Raw genomic sequence first — 26,039 nt, 5'->3', positions numbered from 1 at the left:
GCGCGGAGCTGACGAATACTAATCGATCGAGGACTTAATCAATTGACATGCCCCAGCAGGCTTCAGGCTAGCTGGAGGCAGGCAGCACTTGGCTGTGTATCCCGAAGGATTTATGCCCATACAATAAACGCTTCTATCCAGTTTTGAAAGAATATAAAAATTTCTTGCAAAAACTATTTGTTATGTTATAATAATGAATGTCGCAAAAGAGTCAGGTGGCTACAGCGAAGAGGTCACACCCGTTCCCATCCCGAACACGGCAGTTAAGCTCTTCAGCGCCGATGGTAGTTGGGGGTTTCCCCCTGTGAGAGCAGGACGCCGCCTGGCGGAATTATCTATACTATTTATTCCGCAGTAGCTCAGTGGTAGAGCAATCGGCTGTTAACCGATCGGTCGCAAGTTCGAGTCTTGCCTGCGGAGCCATTTTTGGAGAGCTGTCCGAGAGGTCGAAGGAGCACGATTGGAAATCGTGTAGACGGTTACCGCTGTCTCAAGGGTTCGAATCCCTTGCTCTCCGCCAGTATACTCTAGAAAATACATATAAATATTTTTTATGGCCCCTTGGTCAAGCGGTTAAGACACCGCCCTTTCACGGCGGTAACACGGGTTCGAATCCCGTAGGGGTCACCATTATGGAGGATTAGCTCAGCTGGGAGAGCATCTGCCTTACAAGCAGAGGGTCGGCGGTTCGATCCCGTCATCCTCCACCATTATTATTATCGCGGGGTGGAGCAGCTCGGTAGCTCGTCGGGCTCATAACCCGAAGGTCGCAGGTTCAAATCCTGCCCCCGCAATTGTTTGGTCCGGTAGTTCAGTTGGTTAGAATGCCTGCCTGTCACGCAGGAGGTCGCGGGTTCGAGTCCCGTCCGGACCGCCATTTTTTATACATATCATTTTAATTGGCTCAGTAGCTCAGTTGGTAGAGCAAAGGACTGAAAATCCTTGTGTCGGCGGTTCGATTCCGTCCTGAGCCACCATGTTGCCGGTGTAGCTCAACTGGTAGAGCAACTGACTTGTAATCAGTAGGTTGGGGGTTCAAGTCCTCTTGCCGGCACCATTTTTTGAAATGTAGTTAAGCTGTGGAGGGGTAGCGAAGTGGCTAAACGCGGCGGACTGTAAATCCGCTCCTTCGGGTTCGGCAGTTCGAATCTGCCCCCCTCCACCATTTTACAGGGGCATAGTTTAACGGTAGAACAGAGGTCTCCAAAACCTCCGGTGTGGGTTCGATTCCTACTGCCCCTGCCAATCAATCGAATTAAATATGATGGCGGTCGTGGCGAAGTGGTTAACGCATCGGATTGTGGCTCCGACATTCGGGGGTTCGATTCCCCTCGATCGCCCCATCTTTACAAAATTGGGCTATAGCCAAGCGGTAAGGCAACGGACTTTGACTCCGTCACGCGAAGGTTCGAATCCTTCTAGCCCAGCCATTTATGCGGAAGTAGTTCAGTGGTAGAACATCACCTTGCCAAGGTGGGGGTCGCGGGTTCGAATCCCGTCTTCCGCTCCATATTCAGTTGAGGCGGCATAGCCAAGCGGTAAGGCCAAGGTCTGCAAAACCTTTACCACCGGTTCGATTCCGGTTGCCGCCTCCATTATTTTTTGCCGGCGTGGCGGAATTGGCAGACGCGCTGGACTCAAAATCCAGTTCCTTCACGGGAGTGCCGGTTCGACCCCGGCCGCCGGTATGTACAGTACAGACTCTTAATAGAGAAAAAAACCCTTCAACATTTTGAAGGGTTTTTTTTTACTATTTGTCCGCCTTCTTTCTTAAAATTAACGAAAATTTATAGACAAATAGTATTGACTGTGAAAGAAACCGTTTAGCAAGTCTCATTTTCGGTAATAGCCTTATTAACTATTATTACTGGAGGGATATTTATGAAAACATCTACAATGGGTATTATCGTTGGATCCTCGGCCTTAGCGTCTGCAGGTGCAGTAAAAGTATCAAAGGGATATCAACGTAGAAAATTAATGCTCGAAAGACAAAATCGAAAGTTTAGCGCAATGCAGGAAATGAAAAAAGGAATAAAAAATAAAGTGAAAACAGGAACTGAAAAAACAACAGATCTCATTAAAAGTGGAATTGAAATAGAAGAAGAGATGATAAAAGACGGAATTAATAAAACAGTTGAAGGGGTAAAGACCGGGATTGAAACGCAGCAAAAAATGATGGAAAAGGAAAAAGAAATGCTGGATAAAATGAATTCGACTATTCAAGAAAAAGAAATGACGATGGGTGTAGTAGTCGGTTCCACAGCGTTACTTACAACTGGAATCGTTTTAGCCTTGAATGCTTATCAACAAAAGCAGGATACCGACAATAACCACGAAACAGCTTCTACAACCATGCAAAAATTAGAAAGTGGAATTAAAGCTGGAACCCATAAAGTAGTGGCGGGCATTAAAAATGGAATCGGCTCTAAGTTGAAAGTAACGGGTGAGGAGAAACAAGAATCAACTGATTCAAATGAGATGATCGTGAGCAAGATAGTGAAAAATAAAGAATTTATTGCTGATGAGTCAACATTATTAAAAAAGGATAATGTTGAAAGTATTGACGCAAAAAGAGAAGAAGCATATAAAGGACTGACTGCATTAGACGCTCAGTACAGAGATGACTGGCAGGCAAATGGTTTTCCTCAAACAAGAGTAGAATTAGAGGAATTAGAGGGTGGGGAGCAAAGAGAGAAAACAAATGTTCCTGTTTCGGAAATGAAAGAAAAGTTGGAAAGAAATAATGCCGAATAAAAGCAGTCATGCAAACCAAAAAAGCTCACTTGTTAGGTGAGCTTTTTATTTTAACAATTTTTTTCATTATTAAAACCTAGTTCTTTTAATGCTTGTTTCAAGCTTGCATGTGTTTTGATCTCGTTGAAGTTTAAACCCAGGTTGACAATGGTCTGTGCAATTTCAGGACGTATTCCAGTTAAGATGGTCTGTATGCCGATTAGTTTTAAAGCCTTTATGATTTGAAAAATTTGATTGGCGACCATTGTATCAATAATAAGCACACCTGAAATATCTAAGATGAAATGAGAGATCTTTAGCCGGGCACCTTCTCTTAATGCTGTTTCCATTATTAACTGCGCCCGATGCGTATCTATTGCTCCTACAAGAGGGATGACAGCTATTCCTGTCGCTATTGGAACTACAGGAACAGATAACTCTTCAAGTGCCGTGTAGGCAATTGCCATTAACCTTTTACTATTATTTTCATAGGTTTCACCAAAAATACGGCTCACTTTATCAAATAAGGGATCAATTATTTTTGATACATCCAGCATGGTTTTAGCAGCGAATTTTCTTTGCTCCAGCTCTTCGGTAAAAACATTCCAAATAACGGTGCGATAATTAGAGATCGCTATTAAAGAATCGCTTAATGAAATGTTGTAATAGATTGCTTTGTTGGCAACCTTTTCACCCCAGGTGTTCACTTTCTCAACGATTTCTTCAAAATTCATGTACAATGCTTCTCCAAAGTACCGCAGTAGTTCAGCCCTGTATGCCGTAAATTCAGATGCCGGAAACCCAGAGCTTTCGAGTCGATGCTTATAGTCATTGTTTTGAATATCATCTACTTCTTTTGCGAGTTCAAACTCATTTTGAACGATTTTTTTTCCTATATAATGCAGTTCATCTCTCATTCACTATGCCTACTCCCTCATAAAAATCCCTTTAGACATAGTATATAATTCTTTATTGCCAAAAAGAATTATATTTTTACGGGAAGGAGTGTTTCTTTTGGCAGGTCAGCATGTTTCTGAACATAAGGATGGGAGCTGGCGATTGAAAGGAGCGGGTCATTCCAGAGCGTCTTCAAAACATAGCACTCAAAGCGAGCGATTGCCGCTGCCGTAGAGACAGCAAAAAAACAAGGCAGTGAAGTAGTGGTTCATCGCCGTGACAGAAAAATCAGGGCTAAAGACAGGTATGGAAATGACTTTTATCTGCCAAAAGAATAATAGCTGTCTAAAAAACAGTGCATGATCACTATTTGTTGCACTGCTTTTTTGTGGACTTTTGATTGTCATGATACGATAAAAGAAATATGGTTAAAAAGGAGTTTATTTTATGAAAATCGCTTTTATTTCTGATGTTCATGGCAATGCTGTTGCTCTTGAAGCGGTATTAAAAGATATTGAAACAAAACGGATTGACAAGATTTATGTGCTTGGCGATCTTTGCTACCGTGGACCGGAGCCAAAACGATCATTGGAACTTATACAGTCACTAAAAACAGACGTTATTAAAGGAAATGCAGATGAATGGGTGTTAAGAGGAGTTCAAGAAGGAGAGGTTCCGGATCAGGCACTTGAAATGATGAATAAGGAAAGAGAATGGACTGTTTCCCAATTAACCAAGACTGACCTTGATTATTTGGCTCAATTGCCAACCGATCTTCGTTTTGATGTATCTGGCTTGGCAATTAACGTTTTTCACGCAACACCTGATAGTTTGTTTGAGGTTGTTCTTCCAAGTGAGTCGGATGAAGTCATTAAAACAAAATTAATGTCATCTACTGATTCTGAAATGTATGTATATGCACACATACATAAACCATATATTCGCTACATCAATGGCAAAATGGTTATCAATACTGGCAGTGTAGGGCTTCCGTTTGACGGAGTGAAAAAATCTTCTTATGCAATTGTTGACATTGAAGGAAATCGTGTCAGCACATCTATTGAACGCGTTGAATACAATTGTGAAAAAGTAATCAATCAATATCAGGACCTCAATTATCCGAATGCTGAAATGATGTGCAATGTTATTCGAAAAGGCAGTATAATGTAATAGTATAAGCCCGCATAAAAACACCTCCTTGATCGAATATTAGCAGCAAGCTAGTATTGAACGGGGAGGTGTTTTTTCTTTGTTTCATTTAGGGAGGCTGAATATTATGAATGGGTTGATTCACCACCGTCAACATGCAGTACCTGACCGGTAACAAAACGTGAATCATCAGAAGCCAGATAAACATAAGTCGGCGCAAGTTCAAATGGATGGGCTACACGCTGCATTGGATTAAACGCCCCATATACAGCCACTTGGTCGGAAGAAAAACTTGCTGCAATGAGCGGTGTCCAAATACGCCCCGGTGCAACGGCATTTACCCGGATGCCTTGGTCGACAACATTCTTTGCCAAGGCACGTGTAAAACCAACGTTGGCTCCTTTGGTGGCAGTATAATCAATCATTTGTTTCTCACCCACATAAGTTACAACAGAAGATGTATTGATAATAGAGCTTCCAGGTTTTAAATAAGGAAGGGCGGCTCTTGTTGTATAAAAATGAGAATAAATATTTACTTTAAATGTATTATCGAATTGTTCATCTGTTATATCTAACAAGCTTAGCTGCTGAAACTGGATCCCGACATGATTACAGAGAATATCGAGGCAGCCAAATGTTTCAATCGTTTTTTCAACAATTGAAATACACTGCTGTTTATCCTTTAAATCACCGGGCAGAAGCAGACAGCATTGCCCGAGCTCTTCAATTCTCCGCTTTGTCCGATTGGCATCCTCATGTTCATTCAGATAAGCAATGGCAACGTTAGCGCCTTCTTTCGCAAAAGCGATGGCTACGGCAGCCCCAATACCGCTGTCACCGCCTGTAATAAGTGCAACCTTCCCTGCCAGCTTTCCACTGCCACAGTAATTCGGGTTTTCAATGATAGGCAGAGGAACCATCAGTCCTTCAACGCCAGGATGAGAGAGCTGGCGCTGTTCCGGCATATTCATTGGAATTTCTTCATAGCGTGTTATTTTTCCGTAGTTAGGGTACATAGGGTACGGATACGTTATTTTGCTTGCTTCAAACATTTCCTGCATCTTCCGGATTTGTTCTAAATTGTCCCTTTGTTGATTTTCCTTCATGGGAAACCTCCTGCAGAATTTACTTTTCTATGTACTGTATGTTGGATTGAAAAATAAGGTGTATTCTTTCAAAAATGCATGATGGAATGGACTTGCTCCAATTTGTGAAATATGAATAAGATAAAAAGAAGAAGATAAAAGGAGGCTGTTAAATGTACTATGAATTTAATAAGGAAGTAAAGCTTTTGCTGCAAAACAAATCAAACCAAAAAGTGAGAATGGTGTACATGTCCGATTCCTGGCTAATGCCCAAAATAGGACCGAGACCGCCTTATTATACCAACCCGCGTTATGTAAGAAATTATCCAATTATTTAATCAAATATTTTTTTATTCGGTAAGTAACGTTTTTGATTTTAATGTAAGAACTCTTCTCATTTCATTGATATCTTTTTATTCCAAACCGATATAAATCAACAAGAAAATTAACAACTGTTTAGTATTTTAAGAAAAAAACGACTTTACACAATGTTCTGTCTATGTTACTGTTTAAACAGTTTCATATATATCTGCTGGGGGTGTCCGTTAGCCGGACTGAGAGAAGAGCGCGTTTATAAGGCTCTTTAACCCTTCGAACCTGATCTGGCCAGTACCAGCGTAGGGAAGTAGGGGCACGGCATTTATGTGCCGTTCATTACACTATTTCACGGGTTCTTTTATTTATTAAAAGAACCCGTTTTTATTTTCTCTTGTGTATGGTCTCCAGATCGGTTCAGCAGGCACAAGGAGGAAATAGGATGAATAATAATCGACTGGAAAGTGAAAAAATCGATCTGCAGGCGCAATTCCCGGCAAGTACGAAAGTATATGTCGAGGGAAAACGTGGAGATGTACGTGTTCCATTTCGGAAAATTGAATTAAGTGACACAGAAACAGATGCGGGAATTGTTAAAAATGAACCCATTACTGTATACGATACAAGTGGGCCATATACGGAAGCAGGTTTTATTGCAGACGTACATAAAGGGCTGCCACGGACGAGAGAGCAATGGATAGCAGAGCGAAACGATACAGAAGTGTATACCGGCCGGGAAGTAAAGCCGGAAGACAACGGTGTTAAAGAAACAGCAGCAATGTTTAAGCCGGATTTTCATCATACACCAAGACGGGCGTTGTCTGGTAAAAATGTAACGCAGATGCATTATGCGAAAAAAGGCATCATTACCCCTGAAATGGAATACGTGGCGATTCGTGAAAACATGGATGCTGAAATCGTACGGGCGGAGGTTGCATCCGGACGCGCTATTATACCGGCGAATATTAACCATCCTGAGAATGAACCAATGATTATCGGAAGCCGTTTTCATGTGAAAGTAAATGCGAACATCGGCAACTCGGCGGTCAGCTCATCGATTGAAGAAGAAGTGGAAAAGATGACGTGGGCAACGCATTGGGGTGCGGATACGATTATGGATTTATCAACCGGAAAAAATATTCATGCAACGCGTGAATTTATTATTCGTAATTCGCCAGTGCCGGTCGGGACGGTTCCGATTTATCAGGCGCTTGAGAAAGTAAAAGGCGTTGCGGAAGATTTAACGTGGGAAGTGTATCGGGATACACTCATTGAGCAGGCAGAGCAGGGCGTTGATTATTTCACGATTCATGCTGGCGTGCTCCTTCGCTACATCCCAATGACAATTAAACGGACGACAGGTATTGTCTCGCGCGGTGGTTCTATTTTGGCCCAATGGTGCCTCGCTCATCATGAAGAAAATTTCCTTTATACACATTTTGAAGAGATTTGTGAAATTCTTAAAGCATACGATATCTCGGTATCGCTTGGAGACGGTCTTCGCCCAGGATCGATTGCTGATGCGAACGATGAAGCACAATTCGCAGAGCTTGAAACACTTGGCGAGCTGACAAAAATCGCCTGGAAGCATGATGTGCAGGTCATGATTGAAGGACCAGGACATGTGCCGCTTCATAAAATTAAAGAAAATATTGATAAAGAAATCGATATTTGCCAGGGGGCGCCTTTCTATACACTTGGACCGCTTACAACAGATATCGCGCCAGGATATGATCATATTACTTCGGCTATTGGTGCAGCAATGATTGCAATGCACGGAACGGCTATGCTTTGTTATGTGACGCCGAAAGAGCATCTGGGCCTCCCGGATAAAAACGATGTGCGGGAAGGCGTTATTGCGTATAAAATTGCCGCACATGCAGCTGACCTGGCTAAAGGGCATCCAGGCGCTCAAAAGCGGGATGATGCATTGTCAAAAGCACGTTTTGAGTTCAGATGGCATGACCAGTTTAATTTATCACTTGATCCTGACCGGGCGCGTGAATATCATGACGAAACGCTGCCGGCGGAAGGGGCGAAAACAGCTCATTTCTGCTCGATGTGCGGACCAAAATTCTGCTCCATGCGTATTTCCCATGATTTGCGCAAGCAGGCGGCAAAAGAGGGGATGAAAGAAAAGTCGCAGGAATTCGTAGAGACGGGCAGCCGCATTTACAGCTGAGCGGCTCGACTTTATCGCACTTTTATGAAATAATAAGAAAAACAAACAGGCAGACGGGATTCCCGTTTGCCTGTTTTCTATGGAATGGAGGAGAGAGATGTACCGGCAGTTAAAGCAGGAATTGATTGACTACAGCAAAGACATCGGCATTGATAAAATCGGATTCGCTGCGGCCGATCCATTTCTTGAGTTAAAGCAAAGGTTGATCCAGCAACAGGAACTGGGCTATGCGTCGGGCTTTGAAGAAAAAGATATTAATAAGCGGACGAACCCCGCTCTCTTACTTGATCAGCCTCGTTCGATTATTGCAATCGCACTTGCCTACCCTTCGAAACTTGATGGGGCGCCAAAAGGAAAAAAAGGCGAGCGGCGCGGCTTATTTTGCCGTGCTTCGTGGGGAGAAGATTATCACATCATTTTGCGAAAAAAGCTGCATCTGCTGGAACAGTTTTTACAGGAAAAGCTGCCAGACGTGCAGTTCAAGTCAATGGTTGACACAGGAGAGCTGTCGGACCGAGCAGTGGCAGAGCGGGCGGGCATTGGCTGGAGTGCAAAAAACTGCGCTATTATTACGCCGGAATTTGGCTCATACGTGTACTTGGGGGAAATGCTGACTAACGTTCCATTCGAGCCGGATAGGCCAATGGAAAGCCAGTGCGGAACATGCACAAAATGTATTGATGCATGTCCGACAAGTGCGCTTGTTCAGGGCGGCCAGCTAAATTCACAACGCTGCATCGCTTATTTAACACAGACGAAAGACGTTTTACCGGAGCCGTTTCGTAAACATCTTGGAAATCGATTATATGGCTGTGACACATGCCAGACAGTCTGCCCTGAAAATAAAGGAAAACACACGCTGCGGCATGAAGAAATGATTCCCGAGAATGAGCAGGTAAAACCATTACTTGAGCCGCTGTTGTCGATGAGCAATAAAGAATTTAAAGAACGATTCGGCCGGATGTCAGGTTCTTGGCGAGGCAAAAAGCCGATTCAGCGAAATGCGATCATTGCATTGGCACACTTTAAAGAAGTGTCTTCTCTGCCGGCGCTTGCCAATGCTCTGCATGAAGATCCACGTCCGGTTATAAGAGAAACCGCGGCGTATGCAATCGGTCAAATTGGCGGCAGGGAAGCGGAAGCGCAGTTACATGAAGCGCTGCTGAGGGAAAAAGAAGAAGCAGTGATAGAAGAGCTAAAAAAAGCACTGCAGTCGATTCGTTCCGTGCTATAATGATGTTTTGAAAAGGAGTGAAAGTTTGTGGCTGTTCATGTAGTGTTATATCAGCCGGAAATCCCGGCTAATACAGGAAATATCGCGCGAACATGCGCGGCGACGGGTGTTCCGCTTCATTTAATCCGTCCGCTTGGATTTTCAACAGATGATAAAATGCTCAAACGTGCGGGACTTGATTATTGGGAGTTCGTCGATATTACGTATTACGATTCGCTTGATGATTTTTTTGAGAAAAATAATGGCAATATGTATTATTTATCAAAGTTCGGCACACAGGATCACGCGAAATTTGATTACAGTGATACCGAACAGGATCATTATTTTATGTTTGGAAAAGAGACGACGGGATTGCCGAAAGAGTTAATTCAGGCAAATATTGACCGCTGCCTGCGCATTCCAATGAACAATCACGTCCGTTCGCTTAATTTATCCAATACTGCGGCTATTCTTGTATACGAAGCACTTCGTCAGCAAGGGTTTCCTGGACTTCATTAAAAAAGCTGCACCGAAATTTTTCGGTGCAGCTTTTTTATATTCATCACTTTGTGCCTGGTTTGTCATCATAGCCTGCTGTAAAAATTGCTGTTAAAAAAGCTGCACAGACAAAAAGAATGCCTAAAAGTCTCATGGAAATAAGCTCCTTCCTATAATGTAAACGTATCAATCTTCATTAATTATAACGGAAACGATATCGAATGTGAACGCTTCTTTTTCTCATAAATTTGTTTGTCCGCGCATAAAATCCGATAAATACGCCCATTAGAGTGCGGAGCGGAGGGAGCCATTTATGACGATACTCGATAAAATTCAAACATGCCGTGCCGAAGAAGACAAGCTGCGCTGGGAAGGAACATTCCGGGAGTATTTAGAGCTTGTGAAAGAGAAGCCGCACATTGCGATGCCAGCACATGCGCGTATATACAACATGATCCGTTCGTTCGGCGTAACAGATGGCCATTATGACTTTTTTAGCCGTGAGCTTTTCGGTCTTGAAGAACCGATTAAACGACTTGTTGAAGAGTATTTTCATCCGGCTGCAAAAAAGCTGGATGTACGGAAACGGATTTTACTGCTGATGGGACCTGTCGGGGGTGGGAAATCAACGATTGTCTCGATGTTAAAGCGCGGGCTTGAACAATACACACGTACAGATGAAGGTGCAGTTTACGCGATTAAAAACTGCCAGATGGCGGAAGATCCACTTCATTTAATTCCTCGTGAGCTCCGGGAGGATTTTTTTGAAGAGTATGGCATTCGTATTGAAGGCTCGCTTTCGCCATTAAATGCGTACCGTATTGAGCATGAATTTGGCGGCCGGATTGAAGATGTGCCGGTTGAACGCATTTTCTTCTCGGAAGACCGTCGGAGAGGGATCGGTACGTTCAGTCCATCTGACCCGAAATCACAAGACATTGCGGACTTAACCGGCAGTATCGATTTTTCAACAATTGCGGAATTCGGATCAGAATCCGACCCTCGTGCATACCGGTTTGATGGTGAGCTGAATATTGCCAACCGCGGCTTGATGGAGTTTCAGGAAATGCTGAAATGCGATGAAAAGTTTTTATGGCACCTTTTATCACTTACTCAAGAAGGAAACTTTAAAGCAGGACGGTTTGCCCTTATTTCAGCAGATGAAATGATTATTGCTCATACAAATGAGACTGAATACCGTTCATTTATCGCAGATAAGAAAAATGAAGCTCTTCATTCACGGATGATTGTTATGCCGGTTCCATACAATTTAAAAGTAACGGAAGAAGAAAAAATTTATGAAAAAATGATTCATGAAAGCGAAGCGGCGTCAATTCATTTTGCACCCCATACGTTTCGCACTGCTGCCATGTTCACCATTTTAACGCGCTTAAAAGAATCAAGTCGGGCAAATATTGATCTCGTAATGAAAATGAAATTGTATGATGGTGCGGTAGTGGAAGGCTTAACCGGACTTGATGCTAATGAGCTAAGAAAAGAATTTCCGGACGAAGGAATGGATGGGATTGATCCACGCTACGTGATGAACCGGATTTCTGCTGCTATCATTAAAAAAGGGACCAACTCGATTAACGCGCTTGATGTGCTCCGCTCATTAAAAGATGGGCTGGATTCACATCCATCCATTTCAAAAGAAATGCGGACGAAATATTTGCAGTTTATTTCCGAAGCGCGGAAGCAATACGATGAAACAGCGAAAAAAGAAGTGCAAAAAGCGTTTGTGTATTCGTATGAAGAATCGGCTCGGGCGCTCATGGATAATTATTTGGATAACGTGGAGGCGTACTGCAATAAAGTAAAATTAAATGATCCGCTGACTGGAGAAGAAATCAACCCGGACGAGCGTCTGATGCGGTCAATCGAAGAACAAATCGGCGTCTCCGAAAACGCCAAAAAAGCATTCCGTGAAGAAATGCTCATTCGTATTTCCGCTTATGCACGGAAAGGAAAAAAATTCGATTACCGCGAGCATGACCGGCTGCGGGATGCCATTCAAAAAAAGCTGTTTTCCGATTTAAAAGATGTTGTGAAAATTACAACGTCTTCTGTTACGCCGGATGAACAACATCTGAAAAAAATAAATGAAGTGACCGCCCGGCTTATTGATGAATGCGGCTATAACTCGGTTTCTGCCAACGAACTGCTCCGTTACGTCGGTGGACTTTTAAATCGATAAGATAAAAAGAGAAGAACCCGGTTGCAGGCAGCCGGGTTATTGCTTTCCATCCGCTGATTTATCGTATTGTACAGGGTCTGGCTGACGATCATGCTGCTCTAGTTCTTCGTTTGTCCGCTGGCGTTCCATTTGACGGCCAAGGATTTCCATGTCTTCAAAGCTTGTGACCATAGAATTGACAGGCTCTGTTTCACGCTCTTTAAAATTCATGATGAGTCACCTCTCGTTCATTTTTAAAAGTATACCCTGTCTTGGCAAAATTAAACTGGGGGAGGAAAGGGAATGGAGCCGTTTTATCATTTGTCTGAAGAAGACTGGTCTCTGCACCGGAAAGGGTTTGATGACCAGGAACGGCATCGCCAAAAAGTAAAAGAAGCGATTAAAAAGAATTTGGCGGACATGGTGACTGAAGAACAGATTATTATGTCTGATGGGAAGCGGACCGTAAAGCTGCCGATCCGTTCATTGCAGGAGTACAAAATCCGCTATTCGGATGAAAAGTCGTCACATGCCGGACAGGGGAAAGGTGAAGTAGGAGATGCCATCGCCCGGGCCGGAGATGAAAAGAGTGCACCGGGGCAGGGCAAAAAAGCAGGTAATCAACGAGGAGAAGATTTTTATGAAGCGGAAGTGAGCATGGCTGAAATCGAAGAAGCACTTTTTTCGGATCTGGCGCTTCCAAATTTAGCAGAAAAAGAAAAAGAGGAATCCATCATAACCGACTGGACGATTAACGATATTCGTAAAACAGGTGTGACGGCCCGCATCGATAAAAAGAAAACGTTACTGGCAGCTTTTAAACGGAATTCTCTAGGGGGGGAAACATCCTTTTTTCCTGTTCGGCCCGAAGATCGGCGTTTTCGTTCCTTTAATGAGGAAAAAACCCCACAGTCCAAAGCCGTTATTTTTGCCATGATGGACACGAGCGGCAGCATGGGACCATTTGAGAAATACATTGCCCGCAGCTTTTTCTTCTGGATGACCCGGTTTTTGCGAAAAAAATACACGTCTGTGGATATCGTTTTTATCGCACATCATACAGAAGCCTTATTAATGGAAGAAAAGGATTTTTTTACAAAAGGCGAAAGCGGCGGGACCATTTGTTCTTCTGCTTATCAGCTTGTATTAAGCTTAATGGAGAAAAAATACTCACCGGATCGATATAATATTTATCCATTTCATTTTTCTGACGGAGATAACCTTGCATCAGACAATTCGCAATGTGTGGCCCTTCTTGAAAAAGTACTCCCATACTGCCGCATGTTCGGCTACGGAGAAGTCAATCAATATAACCGGACGACACCACTTATGTCCGCTTTTCGAAAAGTGCAAAATCCATTGTTTAAATCGTATGTGATTCGGAAAAGAGAAGATGTTTACCCGGCACTTTCTTACTTTTTTCATCAGGATGAATAAACATGTTTTATTCCTTTCTCTAGCGGGCAAACTGTATAAAGAATGAACGACGCATGGGAGGGGAATAAAATATGGCCAAATTAGCTGTTATTTATTACAGCATGACTGGGACGAATTTAAAACTAGCAAACTGGGCGAAAGAAGCCGGTGAAGAAGCGGGAGCGGATGTGAAAGTATTAAAAATACCGGAAACAGCCCCGGCATCGGTGATTGAAGGAAATCCTGCATGGAAAGCTCATACAGAAGAAGCGAAAAGCATTCCAGAGGTCACGCTTGATGATTTAGAATGGGCAGATGCGATCATTTTCAGCGTCCCATCACGATTCGGAAATGTACCTGGACAATTCAAACAATTTATTGATACGACAGGCGGTCTTTGGGCAAAAGGGAAATTAGCCAATAAAGTGGTCAGCGCCATGTCATCCGCTCAAAATCCGCACGGCGGGCAGGAGCAGACGATCCTCCAGCTTTACACAACGATGTATCATTGGGGTGCAATTATTGCAGCGCCTGGCTACACCGACCCGGTTTTATTTGAAGCAGGGGGGAATCCGTATGGCACAAGCGTAACAGTTGGAGAAAACGGGATGAAAGAGAACGTGGAAGCGGCTGTTAAACATCAGGCAAAACGTACTATATCGGTTGCTAAAGCATTGTCTCATCTATAGAAAAAATCCGCTCCGGCAGCTGAACCGGAGCGGATTTTTTAATGTGGCAAAAAGGCTAGCTGGTAAAAGAATAAAACCGCAAAAATATACACGAGCGGATGAACTTCCTTATAGCGTCCACGTGCCATTTTCACAAGTGGATAAGAGACGAACCCAAGCGCAATACCGGTTGCGATACTGGATGTCAGCGGCATGCTTAAAATGATCAAAAAGGCAGGGAATGCTTCATCAAGCTCATTCCAGTTGATTTTTGCGACACTTTCCATCATGAGGCAGCCGACAATAATGAGTGCTGGTGCTGTAATCGCGGAAATCCCCGAGACAGCAGAGACGAGCGGACCAAAGAAGGCAGCAAGTATAAATAAAACAGCAACGGTCACAGCCGTTAAGCCTGTTCGTCCGCCGGCAGCAACGCCAGTCGACGATTCAATGTATGCGCTCGTCGGGCTTGTACCTGTCATGGCGCCGACAGACGTCGCAACGGAGTCAGCAAGAAGCGCCTGGCGCGCCCGTGGCATTGTATTGCCTTTCATTAACCCGGCTTGTTGGGCTACGCCGATCATCGTACCTGTTGTATCAAAAATTGTAACAAGCAGGAAAGAAAACACAACTGCATATAAGCCATGCGCAATAACATCGCCAAAGGCAGAAATCGGATTAAAGGCAATCAATCCTTCCGGCATGGACGGAGCACCGATTAATCCGTCATTAAATGAAAGCTGGCCAGTAAAAAAGGCGACAAGACCGGTAATAATCATCCCGATAAACAGAGCGCCGTTTATACCGCGAACCATTAAAATAATCGTGATGGCAAGGCCGAATAATGCAAGCAGCGCGGACGGACTGTGCAAGTCGCCAAGCTTGACGAGGTTGTTTTCATCCGCAGCAATAATACCGGTAAGCCGAAGCCCGATAAACGCGATAAACAAGCCGATACCGGCGGAGATGCCGTGTTTTAAATTTGCGGGTATCGCTTCGATCAATTTTTCACGGAGCGGTGTCAGCGATAAAAGCACAAATAAAATGCCGGAAATGAAAACAGCCGCAAACGCCGTTTCGTACGTGATGCCGCCATGTGAGCCGACAACAGAGTATGCAAAGTATGCATTCATTCCCATTCCGGGCGCAATCGCGATCGGATAGTTAGCGAACAAGCCCATCCAAAGTGTGCCCACAACTGCAGCGATGATGGTCGCTGTAAAGACTTGTTCGAACGGTACGCCAGCATCTTGTAAAATAAGCGGATTAACCACTACGATGTACACCATCGTTAAAAACGTCGTCAAGCCGGCAAGCAGTTCCGTTTTGACGGTCGTTCCGTGTTCAGTTAGTTTGAACATTCTTCCATTCCTCCACAAAACAATCATTAAAAATCCAAAATTAATACTAGACGTTTTCAGCAGGTGATGCAAGGGGCAATTCAAAAAGCCGCCTCGATTATGAAGCAGCTTTATAAAGCTTATTTTGCATATGTGATTAACGTTTCAATTGGGAGACGGTCAGTTGGACGGCCGTCTTGAAGCTTTTTGCCGATTGTAATGAGCATCGTTGGCAAATAGCGTTTAGGCACGTTAAATTCGTCTGCTAAACCAGAAGCGTTAAAGCCGCCGATTGGACAAGTATCATACCCTTTCGCACGTGCCGCCAGCATAAATTGCATCGCTGCGAGTGATGAGTTTAAAATAGCTCCATCACGTGGATATTCAGCGCGTTTGTAGGCACCGTTAATCTGTCCGGCTAAAATTTCTTTCAACTCCGGTGTGATTTCGTTCGTTTCTACCTGTGGATCAAAAACAGGGTTAATGTTTAAATTCGCTTCTAAATCCCCTAATATGCAAATAACAGCTGAAGCGTCGACAATTTGCTGCTGATTATAAGCAATTGGAAGCAATTTTTCCTGTACTTCTTTCCCGTGAAAAACGAGGAAGTGCCATTGCTGCAAATTCCAAGCAGATGGCGCGCGTCCGGCCATTTCTAGCAGTTCCGTTAATTCTTCTTGCGATATATGAGCATTCGGATCGTATACTTTGACCGAACGGCGGCTTAATGCCACTTCAAAAAAATCAGACATAAAAGCAAATCCTCCTAAATTTTCATTTCCCTTGTTATAATCAGGGAAAATCGTTCATTAATTACTTTTCGTAATAAGTATCCGTTTCTCACTTTAATTAATATTCATTTATTCGTCAAGAAATCAGCTTTCTCGACAAAAAAAGCTAAATCCATGTGGATTCAGCTTAAAAAAAGATATTTAAAATATAGTAGCAAATCGCTGCAATTGTAGCAGACACAGGAAGTGTAATAACCCACGTTATAAGCATCCGCTGGGCAGTATCCCATTTAACACCTTTAACCCGATGAGAGGTGCCGACACCGAGTATAGAAGATGAGATGACGTGTGTCGTACTAACAGGAAGGTGAATTACAGTTGCGCCAAAAATAATCATCGCGGAGGAAAGATCTGCCGCAACGCCATTCACTGGGCGGATTTTCATGATTTTTCCGCCAACCGTTTTAATAATTTTCCATCCGCCAATTGAGGTGCCGAGTCCCATTGCAAGAGCACATGAAACTTGTACCCAAAGCTGGATATCGGTCGTCTGCTGATGATTACCGGCGATCAGTGCCATCGTGATAATACCCATCGCTTTTTGTGCGTCATTTGTGCCGTGGGTATACGACTGAAGCGCAGCGGTGAAAATCTGAAATGTCCGGAAGCTTCGATTTGTTTTCGCTAAATTGTTATTTTTAAAAATAACTTTGAATAGGCCGTACACAATAAAACCGATTGCAAATGCTAATAACGGAGACACAATAAGTGCTTGAAGAATTTTGAAAAAGCCTTCGTAGTTAAGTGCTTGAAAACCTGCTGCCGCAATAGCAGCCCCGGCAATTGATCCGATGAGCGCATGTGATGAACTGCTGGGAATGCCATAGTACCAAGTAAGCAAATTCCAAAAAATAGCCGCAGTAAGCGCTGCTAAAATAACGACAGAACCATTTTCAAGCATAAAAGGATCAACAATATCTTTTGTGATCGTTTTGGCCACGCCTGTAAACGTCATTGCCCCAACAAAATTCATAAAAGCGGCGAGAATAATGGCTTGCCTTGGTTTGAGGGCTTTTGTCGATACAGCGGTCGCAATCGAGTTGGCGGTATCATGAAACCCATTTATAAAATCAAATGCAAGCGCAAAAATAACAACCAAAATGGTAATAAGAAATAATGTATCCAACAGTCAAGACCCCTTATGCGTTTTTCATGATAATAGTTTCAAGTGTGTTCGCAACGTCCTGGCAAAAATCAGCAATGTCTTCAAGGTTTTCATAAATCTCTTTAATTTTAATCAAGCGGATCGGATCTTTCTCAATCGTGAAAATATGCTTAATGGATTGACGCAGCACGCCGTCACACACAGTTTCCAGTTCTTTAATTTGAATGGCGTGTGCCCGAATCGCCTGCAGCTTTTTAACAGAAAGCAAGTCAATTGCTTTCACAATTTCATCTGCGCATGATTGAATCGCGTTGACAAATTTCAGCATATATTCATCGACTTCAGTAATAGAATACATTTCGAACATGGCAGCAGTTGATTCGAGTCCGTCCAATACATCATCCATGCTCATTGCAAGTGCTAAAATATCTTCCCGCTCAATTGGCGTAATGAATGTATGATTTAACTCTTTAATGATTTCATGAATAAACTCGTCGCCTTTTGTTTCGAATTTTTTCATTTCATCAGAAAAGATCTTTAAATCGCCGGCATTTTTTAATTTATATTCTGCGAAGTAATAAGCCCCTTCTTTTAAATTCAAGGCAATGGACTCCAGCAACAGCGAGAACTTATCTTTTTTCTGTTTAAACACCGTAAAGGCCCCCTAAAATATATAGATATAACGCTAACTTTCCCATTTTACTCGAAAAATGTCGTTTTAAAAAGCTTTTTTATCGAATTTGGAACAGGCGCTGAAACGGTTACGCAATCATTTGCAAAATAGTTAGGGATTGTTAATGTGGCTGCATGAAGCATCGGGCGTGAAAATGTTCGACTGCCTCCATACAGCATATCACCGGTAATCGGGTGGTTGATCGAAGCCAGATGAACGCGAATTTGATGGGTGCGGCCTGTTTCAAGCCGGCATTCGAGCAGTGACTTTCCATCTTGCACAGCTACTCGTTTAAAGTGAGTGATTGCTGACTGCCCATTTGATGAAATTCGCCGCCTGGACGGATGATGACGATCTTTTCCAATTGGCTTTGTAATGACGCCGTTTCTTTTTTTTACTTCTCCATCCACAACAGCATAATACGTCCGGAAAATTTCCTTTTGCTCAAGCAGGCGGGACAACACGGCATAAGCCGCTTCGTGTTTTGCAAATAAGACAGCACCGCTCGTTCCTTCATCCAATCGATGCACGTGGCGCACAGGCAGCGTTTCCCCGGTGAGTGAAACATGGTAGCAGACACCATTTAAAAGCGTATCGTTTTCTTCGGGTTCATTCGGGTGTGTTTTCATGCCGGATGGCTTATCCGCAACAAGAAGATGGTCATCTTCGTACAAAATAACGGGAGGCGGATAAGCAGGGTCTGCACCAAACGGACCAGGACGGAATAATGGAATAGACAAGCGATCGTGTTTGTTGAATGGCTGGCGCCAGTCAGCGGGCTGGCCATTCAGGAGAACCGACTTTTCCATTCGCCATGTATGAATCATTTTTTTAGGGAGCGCCCATTTTACTGAAAAAAGATCTTCAATGGTCAAGCCGCCCCAAGCAGTATCTATTTGTATAATATGCATAATTCCTTGTCGCATTGTGTTCATTGACTTCATCCTTTACTGACAAATAATTATTCTCTCTGCAAGAATTGTATGGTATTCTTGGGGGAGACTGCAAATAAAGGTGGCTGTAAATCATGTCCATGCTTATGTCTTCGACAATTGAACAAGAAGAAAAAATAAAAAGCTTATGTTCTTACTTGTCGAAACAAGTCTTTCCTCGTTATATTCAGGAAGAGTTTGTTGAAGTGGAAAAGCTTTTTTCTATTGACGGCAAAACACTGGAATATGTGGAATCTCTTGATGATGCATCACGTGTTATCACCGCGCTTAATACCATTATTTCTATTTTGGAAACGTCATCGATTTCATCCGGTTATGAAGCGTTGTTTACTGAAAGCATTCATACCTTGCAAAGCTATCAAATTGCTTTTCCGTTTCCGTTATCATTTTTCACCGAACATAAACCGGCGCACTTTTCCAAATAAAAAAATGGCCTTCCGTTTCCATGGAAGGCCATTTTTTTATTGCTGTTCTTCTTTTGTTTGGCCAAGAAAGGCCGTCCATTCCGTTTCCGGCTGGCTGCCGACAAGCCGGTCTTTTTCAACGCCGTTTTCAAAATAAATAAGTGTTGGTGTGTATTCGATGCCGTAATCTTTCCAGCCCTGCTCAAACTCAAGCAGATTGTACTGAAGCACTTCCACATTTTCATCATCGGCAATTGGCATGAGGACAGGAGTTGTTTCCTTGCAGTGCGGGCAAGTCGGGCTATAAAAATAAACAACCGCATCTTTACCATCTTCCAATTTTTTCTGAAGATCATCTGGAAGAATAATATTTTGATAGTTCGGATCATCAAGCTGTTTTACCGTTTCCGTGTGGAGATCATCCTTGCCATATGGATTTCCTTCCGATGCCTGTTCTTTCTGATACTGTGTAATGAAGGCAATTGCACCAAAAATAACGACCATTACAATCGCAAAAATAATCACTTTTTTCAATTGATTAGTCTCCTTTTCTTTTTAAAATCATCAAGCTGGAAATAAAAATAATGGAAAAAGCAGTCAATGCAAGAAAGGGGATCGTAATGAACCCAAGCCAGTTAATATACATCCCTGTACACGGTACGCGACCGCATGCAGGAGCGGCATCCGTTAAAAAATCAATTTTTTGAATGCCGTAATGATAGAGTGAGATAAGAACGCCGATTGCAGACATCGCCAGCGAATAAATGGCTGCTTTTACATCTTTTCTTACAACAGCAATACCTAGAATTAATACGAGTGGATACATGAGAATGCGCTGATACCAGCAAAGCTCGCACGGCTCATAACCGGCAATTTCTGAGAAGTAAAGGCTGCCGAGCATTGCGGTGAGTGACGCAGCCCATGCGGTAAAGAGCAAGTTTTCTTTTTTTAGCACATTAAATCCCGCCTATGATCAAAATAATTGCTGAACATTAGCATTATAGTCTGAATATAGGCGAAAAGTAAAATATTGCGAGTGCCCCTTACATTTCCCTCCATTTTAAATGGAAAGAAATGCTCTTTTCTGCTTTTTAATTCTGTAAAAAGAACAGAACAGATGGTATGATATAGAAAATAATAGTTTGGAGGGATTGCCTGTGGCCTGGAAAGAAGAATACAAAAGATGGAAGAGTTATGCCGAACTTGATATAGAAATGAGCGAACTGCTCGTTTCAATTGAAGAAGATGAAAAAAGTTTAGAAGATGCTTTTTACAAAAATCTTGAATTCGGTACGGGCGGTATGCGCGGTGAAATTGGCGCCGGGACAAACCGAATGAATGTGTATACAATCCGTAAAGCTTCTGCGGGACTCGCTGCCTATATAACGGAACAAGGCGAAGAAGCAAAAAAACGTGGTGTAGCCATTGCCTATGATTCTCGTCATAAGTCACCTGAATTTGCAATTGAAAGTGCAAAAACGCTTGCGTCTGCCGGTATTCAAACATACGTGTTCGATGAACTTCGCCCGACGCCGGAGCTGTCTTTTGCTGTGCGCGAATTAAATGCCTATGCCGGCATCGTTATTACAGCCAGTCACAACCCGCCTGAATATAACGGGTATAAAGTATATGGCCCGGATGGTGCTCAGCTTGCACCTGAAGCAGCGGATCGTGTGATTGATCATGTTTACGCGGCAGGCGATGAACTCCAAATTAACGTTCAAGATGAAGGCGTTTTGAAAGAAAAAGGACTTATTCAACTGATTGGTAAAGAGATAGACCAAGTGTATGTAGACAAGCTGGTTACTATTTCTGAATGGCCCGAAGCGTCAAAAGAATCCGATGTAAAAATTGTTTTTTCCCCATTACACGGTACAGGGAATAAACCGGTCCGCCAGGCGCTTGAGGCCCTTGGCTATAAAAACGTTACGGTTGTGACGGAGCAGGAACAGCCGGATGCAAATTTCTCCACGGTGAAATCGCCAAATCCGGAAGAAAAAGCAGCGTTTGAACTCGCTATCCGCGATGGACAGAAGGTCGAGGCAGATATTTTGATCGCCACAGATCCAGATGCGGACCGCCTTGGCGTTGCCGTAAAGGACGGAAATGGCAGCTATGTGCTTTTAACAGGAAATGAAACTGGCGCAGTGCTGGTTGATTATATTTTATCCCGCAAAAAAGAAAACGGCACGCTGCCCGAAAATGGCCGTATTTTTAAAACGATTGTCACATCCGAGCTTGGACGAGCTGCTGCAGCGCAGTATGGCATTTCGTGTGAAGATGTGTTAACCGGTTTTAAATTTATCGGAGAAAAAATTGAGCAGTATAACAAATCCGGTGAGTACAAGTTTTTATTTGGCTACGAAGAAAGCTACGGTTATCTAATCGGCGATTTTGCCCGGGATAAAGATGCGGTACAAGCGGCGCTGATGGCTGTTGAAGCGTGCGCGTATTACAAAAAACAAGGAAAAACACTGCATGATGCACTCATTGATTTATATGAGCGGGTCGGTTATTACAAAGAAGGCCTTCAGTCACTGACACTGAAAGGAAAAGATGGAGCAGAGCAGATCGCCGGGCTTCTTGCGGCTTTCCGCGCGCAGATACCGGAATCCATTGCTGGAATTGCGGTTGAATCAGTGGAAGATTATCAAACAGGTGAACGGACCGTGATCGCTACAAATGGGAAAGAAACCATTGAGCTGCCTTCTTCCAATGTGTTGAAATACTTTCTTGAAGACGGTACATGGGTATGCGCCCGTCCATCGGGAACCGAGCCGAAAGTGAAGTTTTATTTCGGTGTGAAAGCCGACTCACTGGAAGCGGTGACTGAAAAGCTTGCTTTTGTACAAGAAGACTTTATGAACCGGGTGCAGGAAATGCTCGAACAATAAGGATTAAAGGCTAACTACGCCGCGTCCTGGGCCTTGTCCGATTGGTGATCCGGATGTCGCAACACCTTCGTACAGGCCTAAAGAGAGACAGATTCTATTCTGTCTCTCTTTTTCATGTTTGCTTTTTCCGTGCATACAATGGAGCAGGGGGGATTCGGATGAAGCATGATGATCTTCAATATGCAATCGATGAAATTACAGATATCGCAGCCGGATTTGGGCTGGATTTTTATTCGATGCGCTATGAAATTTGCCCGGCGGACATTATTTATACATTTGGCGCTTATGGAATGCCTGCCCGTTTTTCTCATTGGCGATTTGGAAAACGATTTTATAAAATGAAGCTTCACTATGAAATGGGGCTCAGTAAAATATATGAACTGGTCATGAATACAAACCCATGTCAGGCTTTTCTGTTAAATACAAATTCGCTCGTTCAAAATAAGCTTATTGTCGCACATGTTTTAGCGCATTCCGACTTCTTTAAAAACAACGCTCATTTTCAAAAAACAAATAATCAAATGGAAAAATCAATGGCATCTGCTGCCGAGCGAATTGATCAGCTGACAGACGAGCATGGAATTGAACAGGTCGAGATGTTTCTGGATGCGGTTTTATCGATTGAAGAGCACGTGGACCCGCATGCACATATTGGCTCGCATCAAACAGAAAATCCGCCACTTTATCGATATGAATACGATGATCTGATGGAAAAAGAGAAGCCATTCGAGAAAAAAGCAGAAACAATTTATGAAAAGGATTTGCTGGCATTTATAGCTCAAAATAGTCCGATTTTAAACGACTGGCAGCGTGAAATTGTTATGATTATCCGGCAGGAAATGCTTTATTTTTGGCCGCAAATGGAAACGAAAATCATGAATGAAGGCTGGGCATCTTATTGGCATATGCGCATTATGAGGGAACTAGATTTAACGGAGTCAGAAGCGATTGATTACGCCCGTCTGAACGCGGATGTCGTGCAGCCGTCTAAAATGGGCTTGAATCCATATTACGTCGGTGTAAAGCTATATGAGTACATTGAAAAACAGCACGGCAGCCGGGATATTCTCTTCGATATTCGTGCAACGGAATCCGATCTTTCTTTTCTGCGCAACTATATTACGAAGGAATTTGTCGAGCAGGAAGATCTTTATCTGTTTGAGAAAAAAGGAGCCCATTGGACCATTACAGATAAAGAGTGGGAGAATGTGCGAAATCAGCTGGTTTCATCAAAAGTGAATGGAGGATTCCCATCGCTTTATGTGACGGATGGAAAAGAAGATTTACACATTTTGCACACATATGAAGAGAAAGAGCTTGATGTAGGCTATTTAGAGCAAACAATTCCACATATTTATACCCTTTGGGGGAAACCCGTTCATTTAACAACCGTTATAGATGGACGAGTGACTATTTTTACGCAAAGTGCAGATGGGCTGAAGCGAAAATACGGGCCTATGTTTACAACTTAATACATGCGGGAAAGATAAAGGGAAAAACGATGTCTTAGAAAGAAGGCAGGACATGGGCTTTATTTTTATCATTCTCTATTTTCTAATTGTTGCACTTGTTATTGAAATCTCGGTCATCGCATTTACGCTGACCGGTCTTGAAAAAGAAGTAGCCCGCTATCAGGCGATTTCAATGCTGACGAGCACTGGTTTTACGACGGATGAATCACAGCTGATTCCTGACCACCCGATCCGGCGCCGCATCAGCATGTTCCTTATTTTATTCGGAGCTTTTTCATTGGCTGTGATCATTTCAGCCATTACCAATATATTGTCTGATGATTTACGGCTAAACAAACTCATGATAATCAGTGCGGTGCTGCTTGTCGTTTTTATCCTTGGAAAAACACCAATGACAAAAAAGCTCCTCCAGCATCGATTTGAATACGAAATGAAAAAAAATCTTGATATTTCGGAACTGCCGATCAAAGAAGCGCTCTTTTTAGAGGAAGATGACATCGTAACGGACGTTGCCATTGAAGAAAACAGCCGGTTGGATGGAAAAAAAGTGAAAGAGGTGTTTAAAGAAGGCCGGGATGTAAATTTATTGTTTATTAAGCGCGGGGAAATGAATATACGGAAGGAACTGGCTGGTGAAATAATTCAAGCCGGGGATAAGCTTTATTTGTATGGGAACCGCCAAGTGATCGAGGATCTCACAAACGAAACCGAATCAGACGATCCACATTAAATGTGGATGTCCGATTCGGTTTCGTTTGTTTGTTGAGCCAGTCGCTCTAAAATGCGCCGTTTTCTATAGAGCATCATCGCCGTGTCCGACAAGTCTTCAATCATCGAGCGATTAGAGAGCGCACCAAAAATAATGCCGACAAACGGTATAAGACGGAATATTTTCTTTAAGCTGTATTGTTCTCTGTAAGAAAGTACCACTTCACGCCAGCCCTGCAATTGTGAAATCATTTCTTTGCTATTGCCGCGGTTGGCATAATCGGAGATTTCTTTTAAAATCGCCCGTTTCCCAACAATGTCAGAGGAAGAAAATTGAAGACATTTAATGATGAAAACCCGCTCTTCCCGTTCATTTGGATCATAACCGTAAGCGACAGCAATTTCCTGCAGCGTTTTAAGGGACAAGGCGAGCGTAGCCGGAATATCAACCGCCAATGTAAATATGCCGCCGATACCAGTTGTCGCTCCTTGAACGGTTGCGGCACCCGTATACGATTTTTGAATGGATAAAGCCGTCTCATCCATAGCGGAAAGAGGCAGATTTTTCACATCATCAATTGTGTGAACAGGTGTTTGAGCATATCGTTCCAGCTTTTTCAAAATACTGCTCTGCTTTGTTAAATATTTTCCTCCGCTCTGGATGTAATAACCAAGCTCATCCAGCAATGCACCGATTTTTCCTTGAATAAAAGAAGGTGTCATTTTATCAAGGATCGCAAAAGGAAGTCGTGCAATACGGTCCCATATCCATAATCCTTTTTGATCGTTTTCCCATCTTTCAATATTTTGCAGATGCTCCATAAGGGTTTCTTTTGTTTCCATTTGTTTATCCCTGCCTCTCTAAATTGATTATACGAATGTGCAGCGGATTTAGTTTCAAAAAAACCGCCTCAGCCAGTAATGGACAAAGGCGATAAGTTTAGATAAGTTGTTTTTTAAGCTCCTGTATTTTTACAGCGAGTTCATCGCACACTTCCTGGTAAGCTGCCCACCGATCCGTTAATTGATTATAGTGTACGGGGTTTGATATATTCCAGCGCACTAATTTTCGTCTTGATTCATCAGGGAGCGTGGGCAAACTGTCACGCTGAAAATCATAGATGGCAACGACAACGTCTGCCTCATTCATAAGTTGAGACTTTAGCGAATACGGTGTTTTGCTCTCAATGTCAATATTTACTTCTTTCATCGCTTCGACAGGAAGGGCGTCATAGTCTGCATTCATATAAGCAGCGCTTACAACTTTCCAGGACGGCTCATTCAGTCGTGCCGCCCACCCTTCTGCCATCATGCTCAAATGATTAAAAGGTGACAGGAATAAAATTGTTTTATTTTTCATGGCTGCT

25 protein-coding genes, 15 tRNA genes, 1 rRNA gene, 1 pseudogene and 1 riboswitch are annotated in these 26,039 nt (G+C 43.0%); of the genes and pseudogenes, 30 read left to right on the top strand and 12 right to left on the bottom strand.

Going from position 1 to position 26,039, the window contains the following annotated elements:
• Nucleotides 1-211: 211 nt before the first annotated feature.
• From rrf to BA724_RS16665, 17 genes are all read left to right on the top strand, one after another.
• Nucleotides 212-327 (top strand): 5S ribosomal RNA (gene rrf / locus BA724_RS16745).
• A 21-nt stretch (nucleotides 328-348) separates the two neighbouring features.
• A tRNA-Asn gene (locus BA724_RS16740) sits at nucleotides 349-423 on the top strand.
• A gap of 5 nt (nucleotides 424-428) precedes the next feature.
• Nucleotides 429-520: transfer RNA gene (locus BA724_RS16735), tRNA-Ser, on the top strand.
• Nucleotides 521-555: 35 nt separating this feature from the next.
• Nucleotides 556-630: transfer RNA gene (locus tag BA724_RS16730), tRNA-Glu, on the top strand.
• Between the two features lie 4 nt (nucleotides 631-634).
• Nucleotides 635-710 (top strand) — tRNA-Val (locus BA724_RS16725).
• Between the two features lie 10 nt (nucleotides 711-720).
• Nucleotides 721-794, top strand: a tRNA-Met gene (locus tag BA724_RS16720).
• A gap of 6 nt (nucleotides 795-800) precedes the next feature.
• Nucleotides 801-877 (top strand) — tRNA-Asp (locus BA724_RS16715).
• A gap of 24 nt (nucleotides 878-901) precedes the next feature.
• A tRNA-Phe gene (locus BA724_RS16710) sits at nucleotides 902-977 on the top strand.
• A 4-nt stretch (nucleotides 978-981) separates the two neighbouring features.
• A tRNA-Thr gene (locus BA724_RS16705) sits at nucleotides 982-1,057 on the top strand.
• Nucleotides 1,058-1,081: 24 nt separating this feature from the next.
• Nucleotides 1,082-1,165: transfer RNA gene (locus BA724_RS16700), tRNA-Tyr, on the top strand.
• A 6-nt stretch (nucleotides 1,166-1,171) separates the two neighbouring features.
• Nucleotides 1,172-1,245 (top strand) — tRNA-Trp (locus tag BA724_RS16695).
• A 22-nt stretch (nucleotides 1,246-1,267) separates the two neighbouring features.
• A tRNA-His gene (locus tag BA724_RS16690) sits at nucleotides 1,268-1,343 on the top strand.
• A gap of 12 nt (nucleotides 1,344-1,355) precedes the next feature.
• A tRNA-Gln gene (locus BA724_RS16685) sits at nucleotides 1,356-1,430 on the top strand.
• Between the two features lie 5 nt (nucleotides 1,431-1,435).
• A tRNA-Gly gene (locus BA724_RS16680) sits at nucleotides 1,436-1,510 on the top strand.
• 11 nt (nucleotides 1,511-1,521) lie between these two features.
• Nucleotides 1,522-1,595 (top strand) — tRNA-Cys (locus BA724_RS16675).
• Nucleotides 1,596-1,604: 9 nt separating this feature from the next.
• A tRNA-Leu gene (locus tag BA724_RS16670) sits at nucleotides 1,605-1,688 on the top strand.
• A gap of 193 nt (nucleotides 1,689-1,881) precedes the next feature.
• Entirely contained in the window at nucleotides 1,882-2,754 is an 873-nt protein-coding gene (locus BA724_RS16665) for a hypothetical protein (RefSeq protein WP_069939786.1), read from the top strand.
• Nucleotides 2,755-2,804: 50 nt separating this feature from the next.
• On the opposite strand, the gene BA724_RS16660 is transcribed toward BA724_RS16665, so the two are convergent.
• Nucleotides 2,805-3,650 (bottom strand): STAS domain-containing protein, encoded by an 846-nt coding sequence (locus BA724_RS16660; protein WP_069939785.1) that lies wholly within the window; start codon nucleotides 3,648-3,650, stop codon nucleotides 2,805-2,807.
• An 88-nt stretch (nucleotides 3,651-3,738) separates the two neighbouring features.
• Between BA724_RS16660 and BA724_RS19260 the strand changes: the two are divergent.
• Nucleotides 3,739-3,968: pseudogene (locus BA724_RS19260) on the top strand (DUF2188 domain-containing protein).
• A 109-nt stretch (nucleotides 3,969-4,077) separates the two neighbouring features.
• Nucleotides 4,078-4,800, top strand: coding sequence for a metallophosphoesterase family protein (locus tag BA724_RS16655; protein ID WP_069939784.1), 723 nt, complete (start codon nucleotides 4,078-4,080; stop codon nucleotides 4,798-4,800).
• Between the two features lie 104 nt (nucleotides 4,801-4,904).
• Here the strand turns inward: BA724_RS16655 and BA724_RS16650 are convergent, their stop codons facing one another.
• The gene (locus BA724_RS16650; RefSeq protein ID WP_375143351.1) at nucleotides 4,905-5,840 is read right to left on the bottom strand and encodes an SDR family oxidoreductase; all 936 of its coding nucleotides are present in this window, start codon (nucleotides 5,838-5,840) and stop codon (nucleotides 4,905-4,907) included.
• A gap of 197 nt (nucleotides 5,841-6,037) precedes the next feature.
• On the opposite strand from BA724_RS16650, the gene BA724_RS18705 reads away from it, so the two are divergent.
• The 5 genes from BA724_RS18705 to BA724_RS16630 all read left to right on the top strand — a co-directional run bounded on the left by BA724_RS18705 (nucleotide 6,038) and on the right by BA724_RS16630 (nucleotide 12,269).
• Complete coding sequence (locus BA724_RS18705; protein ID WP_169818570.1) at nucleotides 6,038-6,202, top strand: hypothetical protein; 165 nt, start codon at nucleotides 6,038-6,040, stop codon at nucleotides 6,200-6,202.
• Between the two features lie 186 nt (nucleotides 6,203-6,388).
• A riboswitch (TPP riboswitch) is annotated at nucleotides 6,389-6,505 on the top strand.
• Between the two features lie 116 nt (nucleotides 6,506-6,621).
• On the top strand, nucleotides 6,622-8,361 hold the full coding sequence (thiC, locus tag BA724_RS16645; RefSeq protein ID WP_069939782.1) for a phosphomethylpyrimidine synthase ThiC: 1,740 nt from the start codon (nucleotides 6,622-6,624) through the stop codon (nucleotides 8,359-8,361).
• A gap of 97 nt (nucleotides 8,362-8,458) precedes the next feature.
• Nucleotides 8,459-9,595 carry a tRNA epoxyqueuosine(34) reductase QueG gene (queG, locus tag BA724_RS16640; RefSeq protein ID WP_069939781.1) on the top strand — a complete coding sequence of 379 codons (1,137 nt, stop codon included), beginning with the start codon at nucleotides 8,459-8,461 and terminating at the stop codon, nucleotides 9,593-9,595.
• Nucleotides 9,596-9,622: 27 nt separating this feature from the next.
• On the top strand, nucleotides 9,623-10,093 hold the full coding sequence (trmL, locus tag BA724_RS16635; protein ID WP_069939780.1) for a tRNA (uridine(34)/cytosine(34)/5-carboxymethylaminomethyluridine(34)-2'-O)-methyltransferase TrmL: 471 nt from the start codon (nucleotides 9,623-9,625) through the stop codon (nucleotides 10,091-10,093).
• A gap of 292 nt (nucleotides 10,094-10,385) precedes the next feature.
• Nucleotides 10,386-12,269, top strand: coding sequence for a PrkA family serine protein kinase (locus BA724_RS16630; RefSeq protein WP_069939779.1), 1,884 nt, complete (start codon nucleotides 10,386-10,388; stop codon nucleotides 12,267-12,269).
• A gap of 36 nt (nucleotides 12,270-12,305) precedes the next feature.
• On the opposite strand, the gene BA724_RS18700 is transcribed toward BA724_RS16630, so the two are convergent.
• Nucleotides 12,306-12,479, bottom strand: a complete 174-nt coding sequence (locus tag BA724_RS18700) for a hypothetical protein (protein ID WP_169818569.1) — start codon at nucleotides 12,477-12,479, stop codon at nucleotides 12,306-12,308.
• Between the two features lie 72 nt (nucleotides 12,480-12,551).
• Between BA724_RS18700 and yhbH the strand changes: the two genes are divergently transcribed.
• Together yhbH and wrbA are read left to right on the top strand one after the other, a co-directional pair.
• Entirely contained in the window at nucleotides 12,552-13,685 is a 1,134-nt protein-coding gene (yhbH, locus tag BA724_RS16625) for a sporulation protein YhbH (protein ID WP_069939778.1), read from the top strand.
• Between the two features lie 71 nt (nucleotides 13,686-13,756).
• On the top strand, nucleotides 13,757-14,353 hold the full coding sequence (gene wrbA / locus BA724_RS16620) for an NAD(P)H:quinone oxidoreductase (protein WP_069939777.1): 597 nt from the start codon (nucleotides 13,757-13,759) through the stop codon (nucleotides 14,351-14,353).
• A gap of 38 nt (nucleotides 14,354-14,391) precedes the next feature.
• On the opposite strand, the gene BA724_RS16615 is transcribed toward wrbA, so the two are convergent.
• The 5 genes from BA724_RS16615 to BA724_RS16595 form a co-directional block, all read right to left on the bottom strand.
• The gene (locus tag BA724_RS16615; protein ID WP_069939776.1) at nucleotides 14,392-15,693 is read right to left on the bottom strand and encodes an NCS2 family permease; all 1,302 of its coding nucleotides are present in this window, start codon (nucleotides 15,691-15,693) and stop codon (nucleotides 14,392-14,394) included.
• 119 nt (nucleotides 15,694-15,812) lie between these two features.
• Nucleotides 15,813-16,424: a nitroreductase family protein gene (locus BA724_RS16610; RefSeq protein WP_069939775.1), complete on the bottom strand. Its 612-nt coding sequence runs from the start codon at nucleotides 16,422-16,424 to the stop codon at nucleotides 15,813-15,815.
• A 166-nt stretch (nucleotides 16,425-16,590) separates the two neighbouring features.
• Nucleotides 16,591-17,589: an inorganic phosphate transporter gene (locus tag BA724_RS16605; RefSeq protein ID WP_069939774.1), complete on the bottom strand. Its 999-nt coding sequence runs from the start codon at nucleotides 17,587-17,589 to the stop codon at nucleotides 16,591-16,593.
• A gap of 13 nt (nucleotides 17,590-17,602) precedes the next feature.
• A complete protein-coding gene (locus BA724_RS16600) occupies nucleotides 17,603-18,220 on the bottom strand; it encodes a DUF47 domain-containing protein (protein WP_069939773.1) in 618 nt (205 codons plus the stop codon).
• 47 nt (nucleotides 18,221-18,267) lie between these two features.
• The gene (locus BA724_RS16595) at nucleotides 18,268-19,176 is read right to left on the bottom strand and encodes an RluA family pseudouridine synthase (protein WP_069939772.1); all 909 of its coding nucleotides are present in this window, start codon (nucleotides 19,174-19,176) and stop codon (nucleotides 18,268-18,270) included.
• 92 nt (nucleotides 19,177-19,268) lie between these two features.
• On the opposite strand from BA724_RS16595, the gene BA724_RS16590 reads away from it, so the two are divergent.
• On the top strand, nucleotides 19,269-19,619 hold the full coding sequence (locus BA724_RS16590; protein WP_069939771.1) for a DUF5365 family protein: 351 nt from the start codon (nucleotides 19,269-19,271) through the stop codon (nucleotides 19,617-19,619).
• 36 nt (nucleotides 19,620-19,655) lie between these two features.
• Here BA724_RS16590 and BA724_RS16585 read toward each other — a convergent pair whose 3' ends face one another.
• A complete protein-coding gene (locus BA724_RS16585; RefSeq protein ID WP_069939770.1) occupies nucleotides 19,656-20,132 on the bottom strand; it encodes a thioredoxin family protein in 477 nt (158 codons plus the stop codon).
• Between the two features lie 4 nt (nucleotides 20,133-20,136).
• The gene (locus BA724_RS16580; protein WP_069939769.1) at nucleotides 20,137-20,553 is read right to left on the bottom strand and encodes a disulfide oxidoreductase; all 417 of its coding nucleotides are present in this window, start codon (nucleotides 20,551-20,553) and stop codon (nucleotides 20,137-20,139) included.
• Between the two features lie 202 nt (nucleotides 20,554-20,755).
• Here BA724_RS16580 and BA724_RS16575 point away from each other — a divergent pair, with 202 nt between their 5' ends.
• The 3 genes from BA724_RS16575 (at nucleotide 20,756) to BA724_RS16565 (ending at nucleotide 24,694) form a co-directional block, all read left to right on the top strand.
• Nucleotides 20,756-22,492: a phospho-sugar mutase gene (locus BA724_RS16575; RefSeq protein ID WP_069939768.1), complete on the top strand. Its 1,737-nt coding sequence runs from the start codon at nucleotides 20,756-20,758 to the stop codon at nucleotides 22,490-22,492.
• Nucleotides 22,493-22,650: 158 nt separating this feature from the next.
• On the top strand, nucleotides 22,651-23,964 hold the full coding sequence (locus tag BA724_RS16570) for a SpoVR family protein (RefSeq protein ID WP_069939767.1): 1,314 nt from the start codon (nucleotides 22,651-22,653) through the stop codon (nucleotides 23,962-23,964).
• A gap of 52 nt (nucleotides 23,965-24,016) precedes the next feature.
• Entirely contained in the window at nucleotides 24,017-24,694 is a 678-nt protein-coding gene (locus tag BA724_RS16565; protein ID WP_069939766.1) for a TrkA C-terminal domain-containing protein, read from the top strand.
• Here BA724_RS16565 and BA724_RS16560 read toward each other — a convergent pair.
• On the bottom strand, nucleotides 24,691-25,515 hold the full coding sequence (locus BA724_RS16560) for an EcsC family protein (RefSeq protein WP_069939765.1): 825 nt from the start codon (nucleotides 25,513-25,515) through the stop codon (nucleotides 24,691-24,693). The two genes, BA724_RS16565 and BA724_RS16560, sit on opposite strands and share 4 nt — an antisense overlap.
• A gap of 97 nt (nucleotides 25,516-25,612) precedes the next feature.
• Complete coding sequence (locus BA724_RS16555) at nucleotides 25,613-26,032, bottom strand: arsenate reductase/protein-tyrosine-phosphatase family protein (RefSeq protein WP_069939764.1); 420 nt, start codon at nucleotides 26,030-26,032, stop codon at nucleotides 25,613-25,615.
• Nucleotides 26,033-26,039: the final 7 nt, after the last annotated feature.

Source organism: Domibacillus iocasae (assembly GCF_001750285.1).
Lineage (GTDB): Bacteria > Bacillota > Bacilli > Bacillales > Domibacillaceae > Domibacillus > Domibacillus iocasae.
This window is presented reverse-complemented; position numbering and strand designations above follow the sequence as displayed.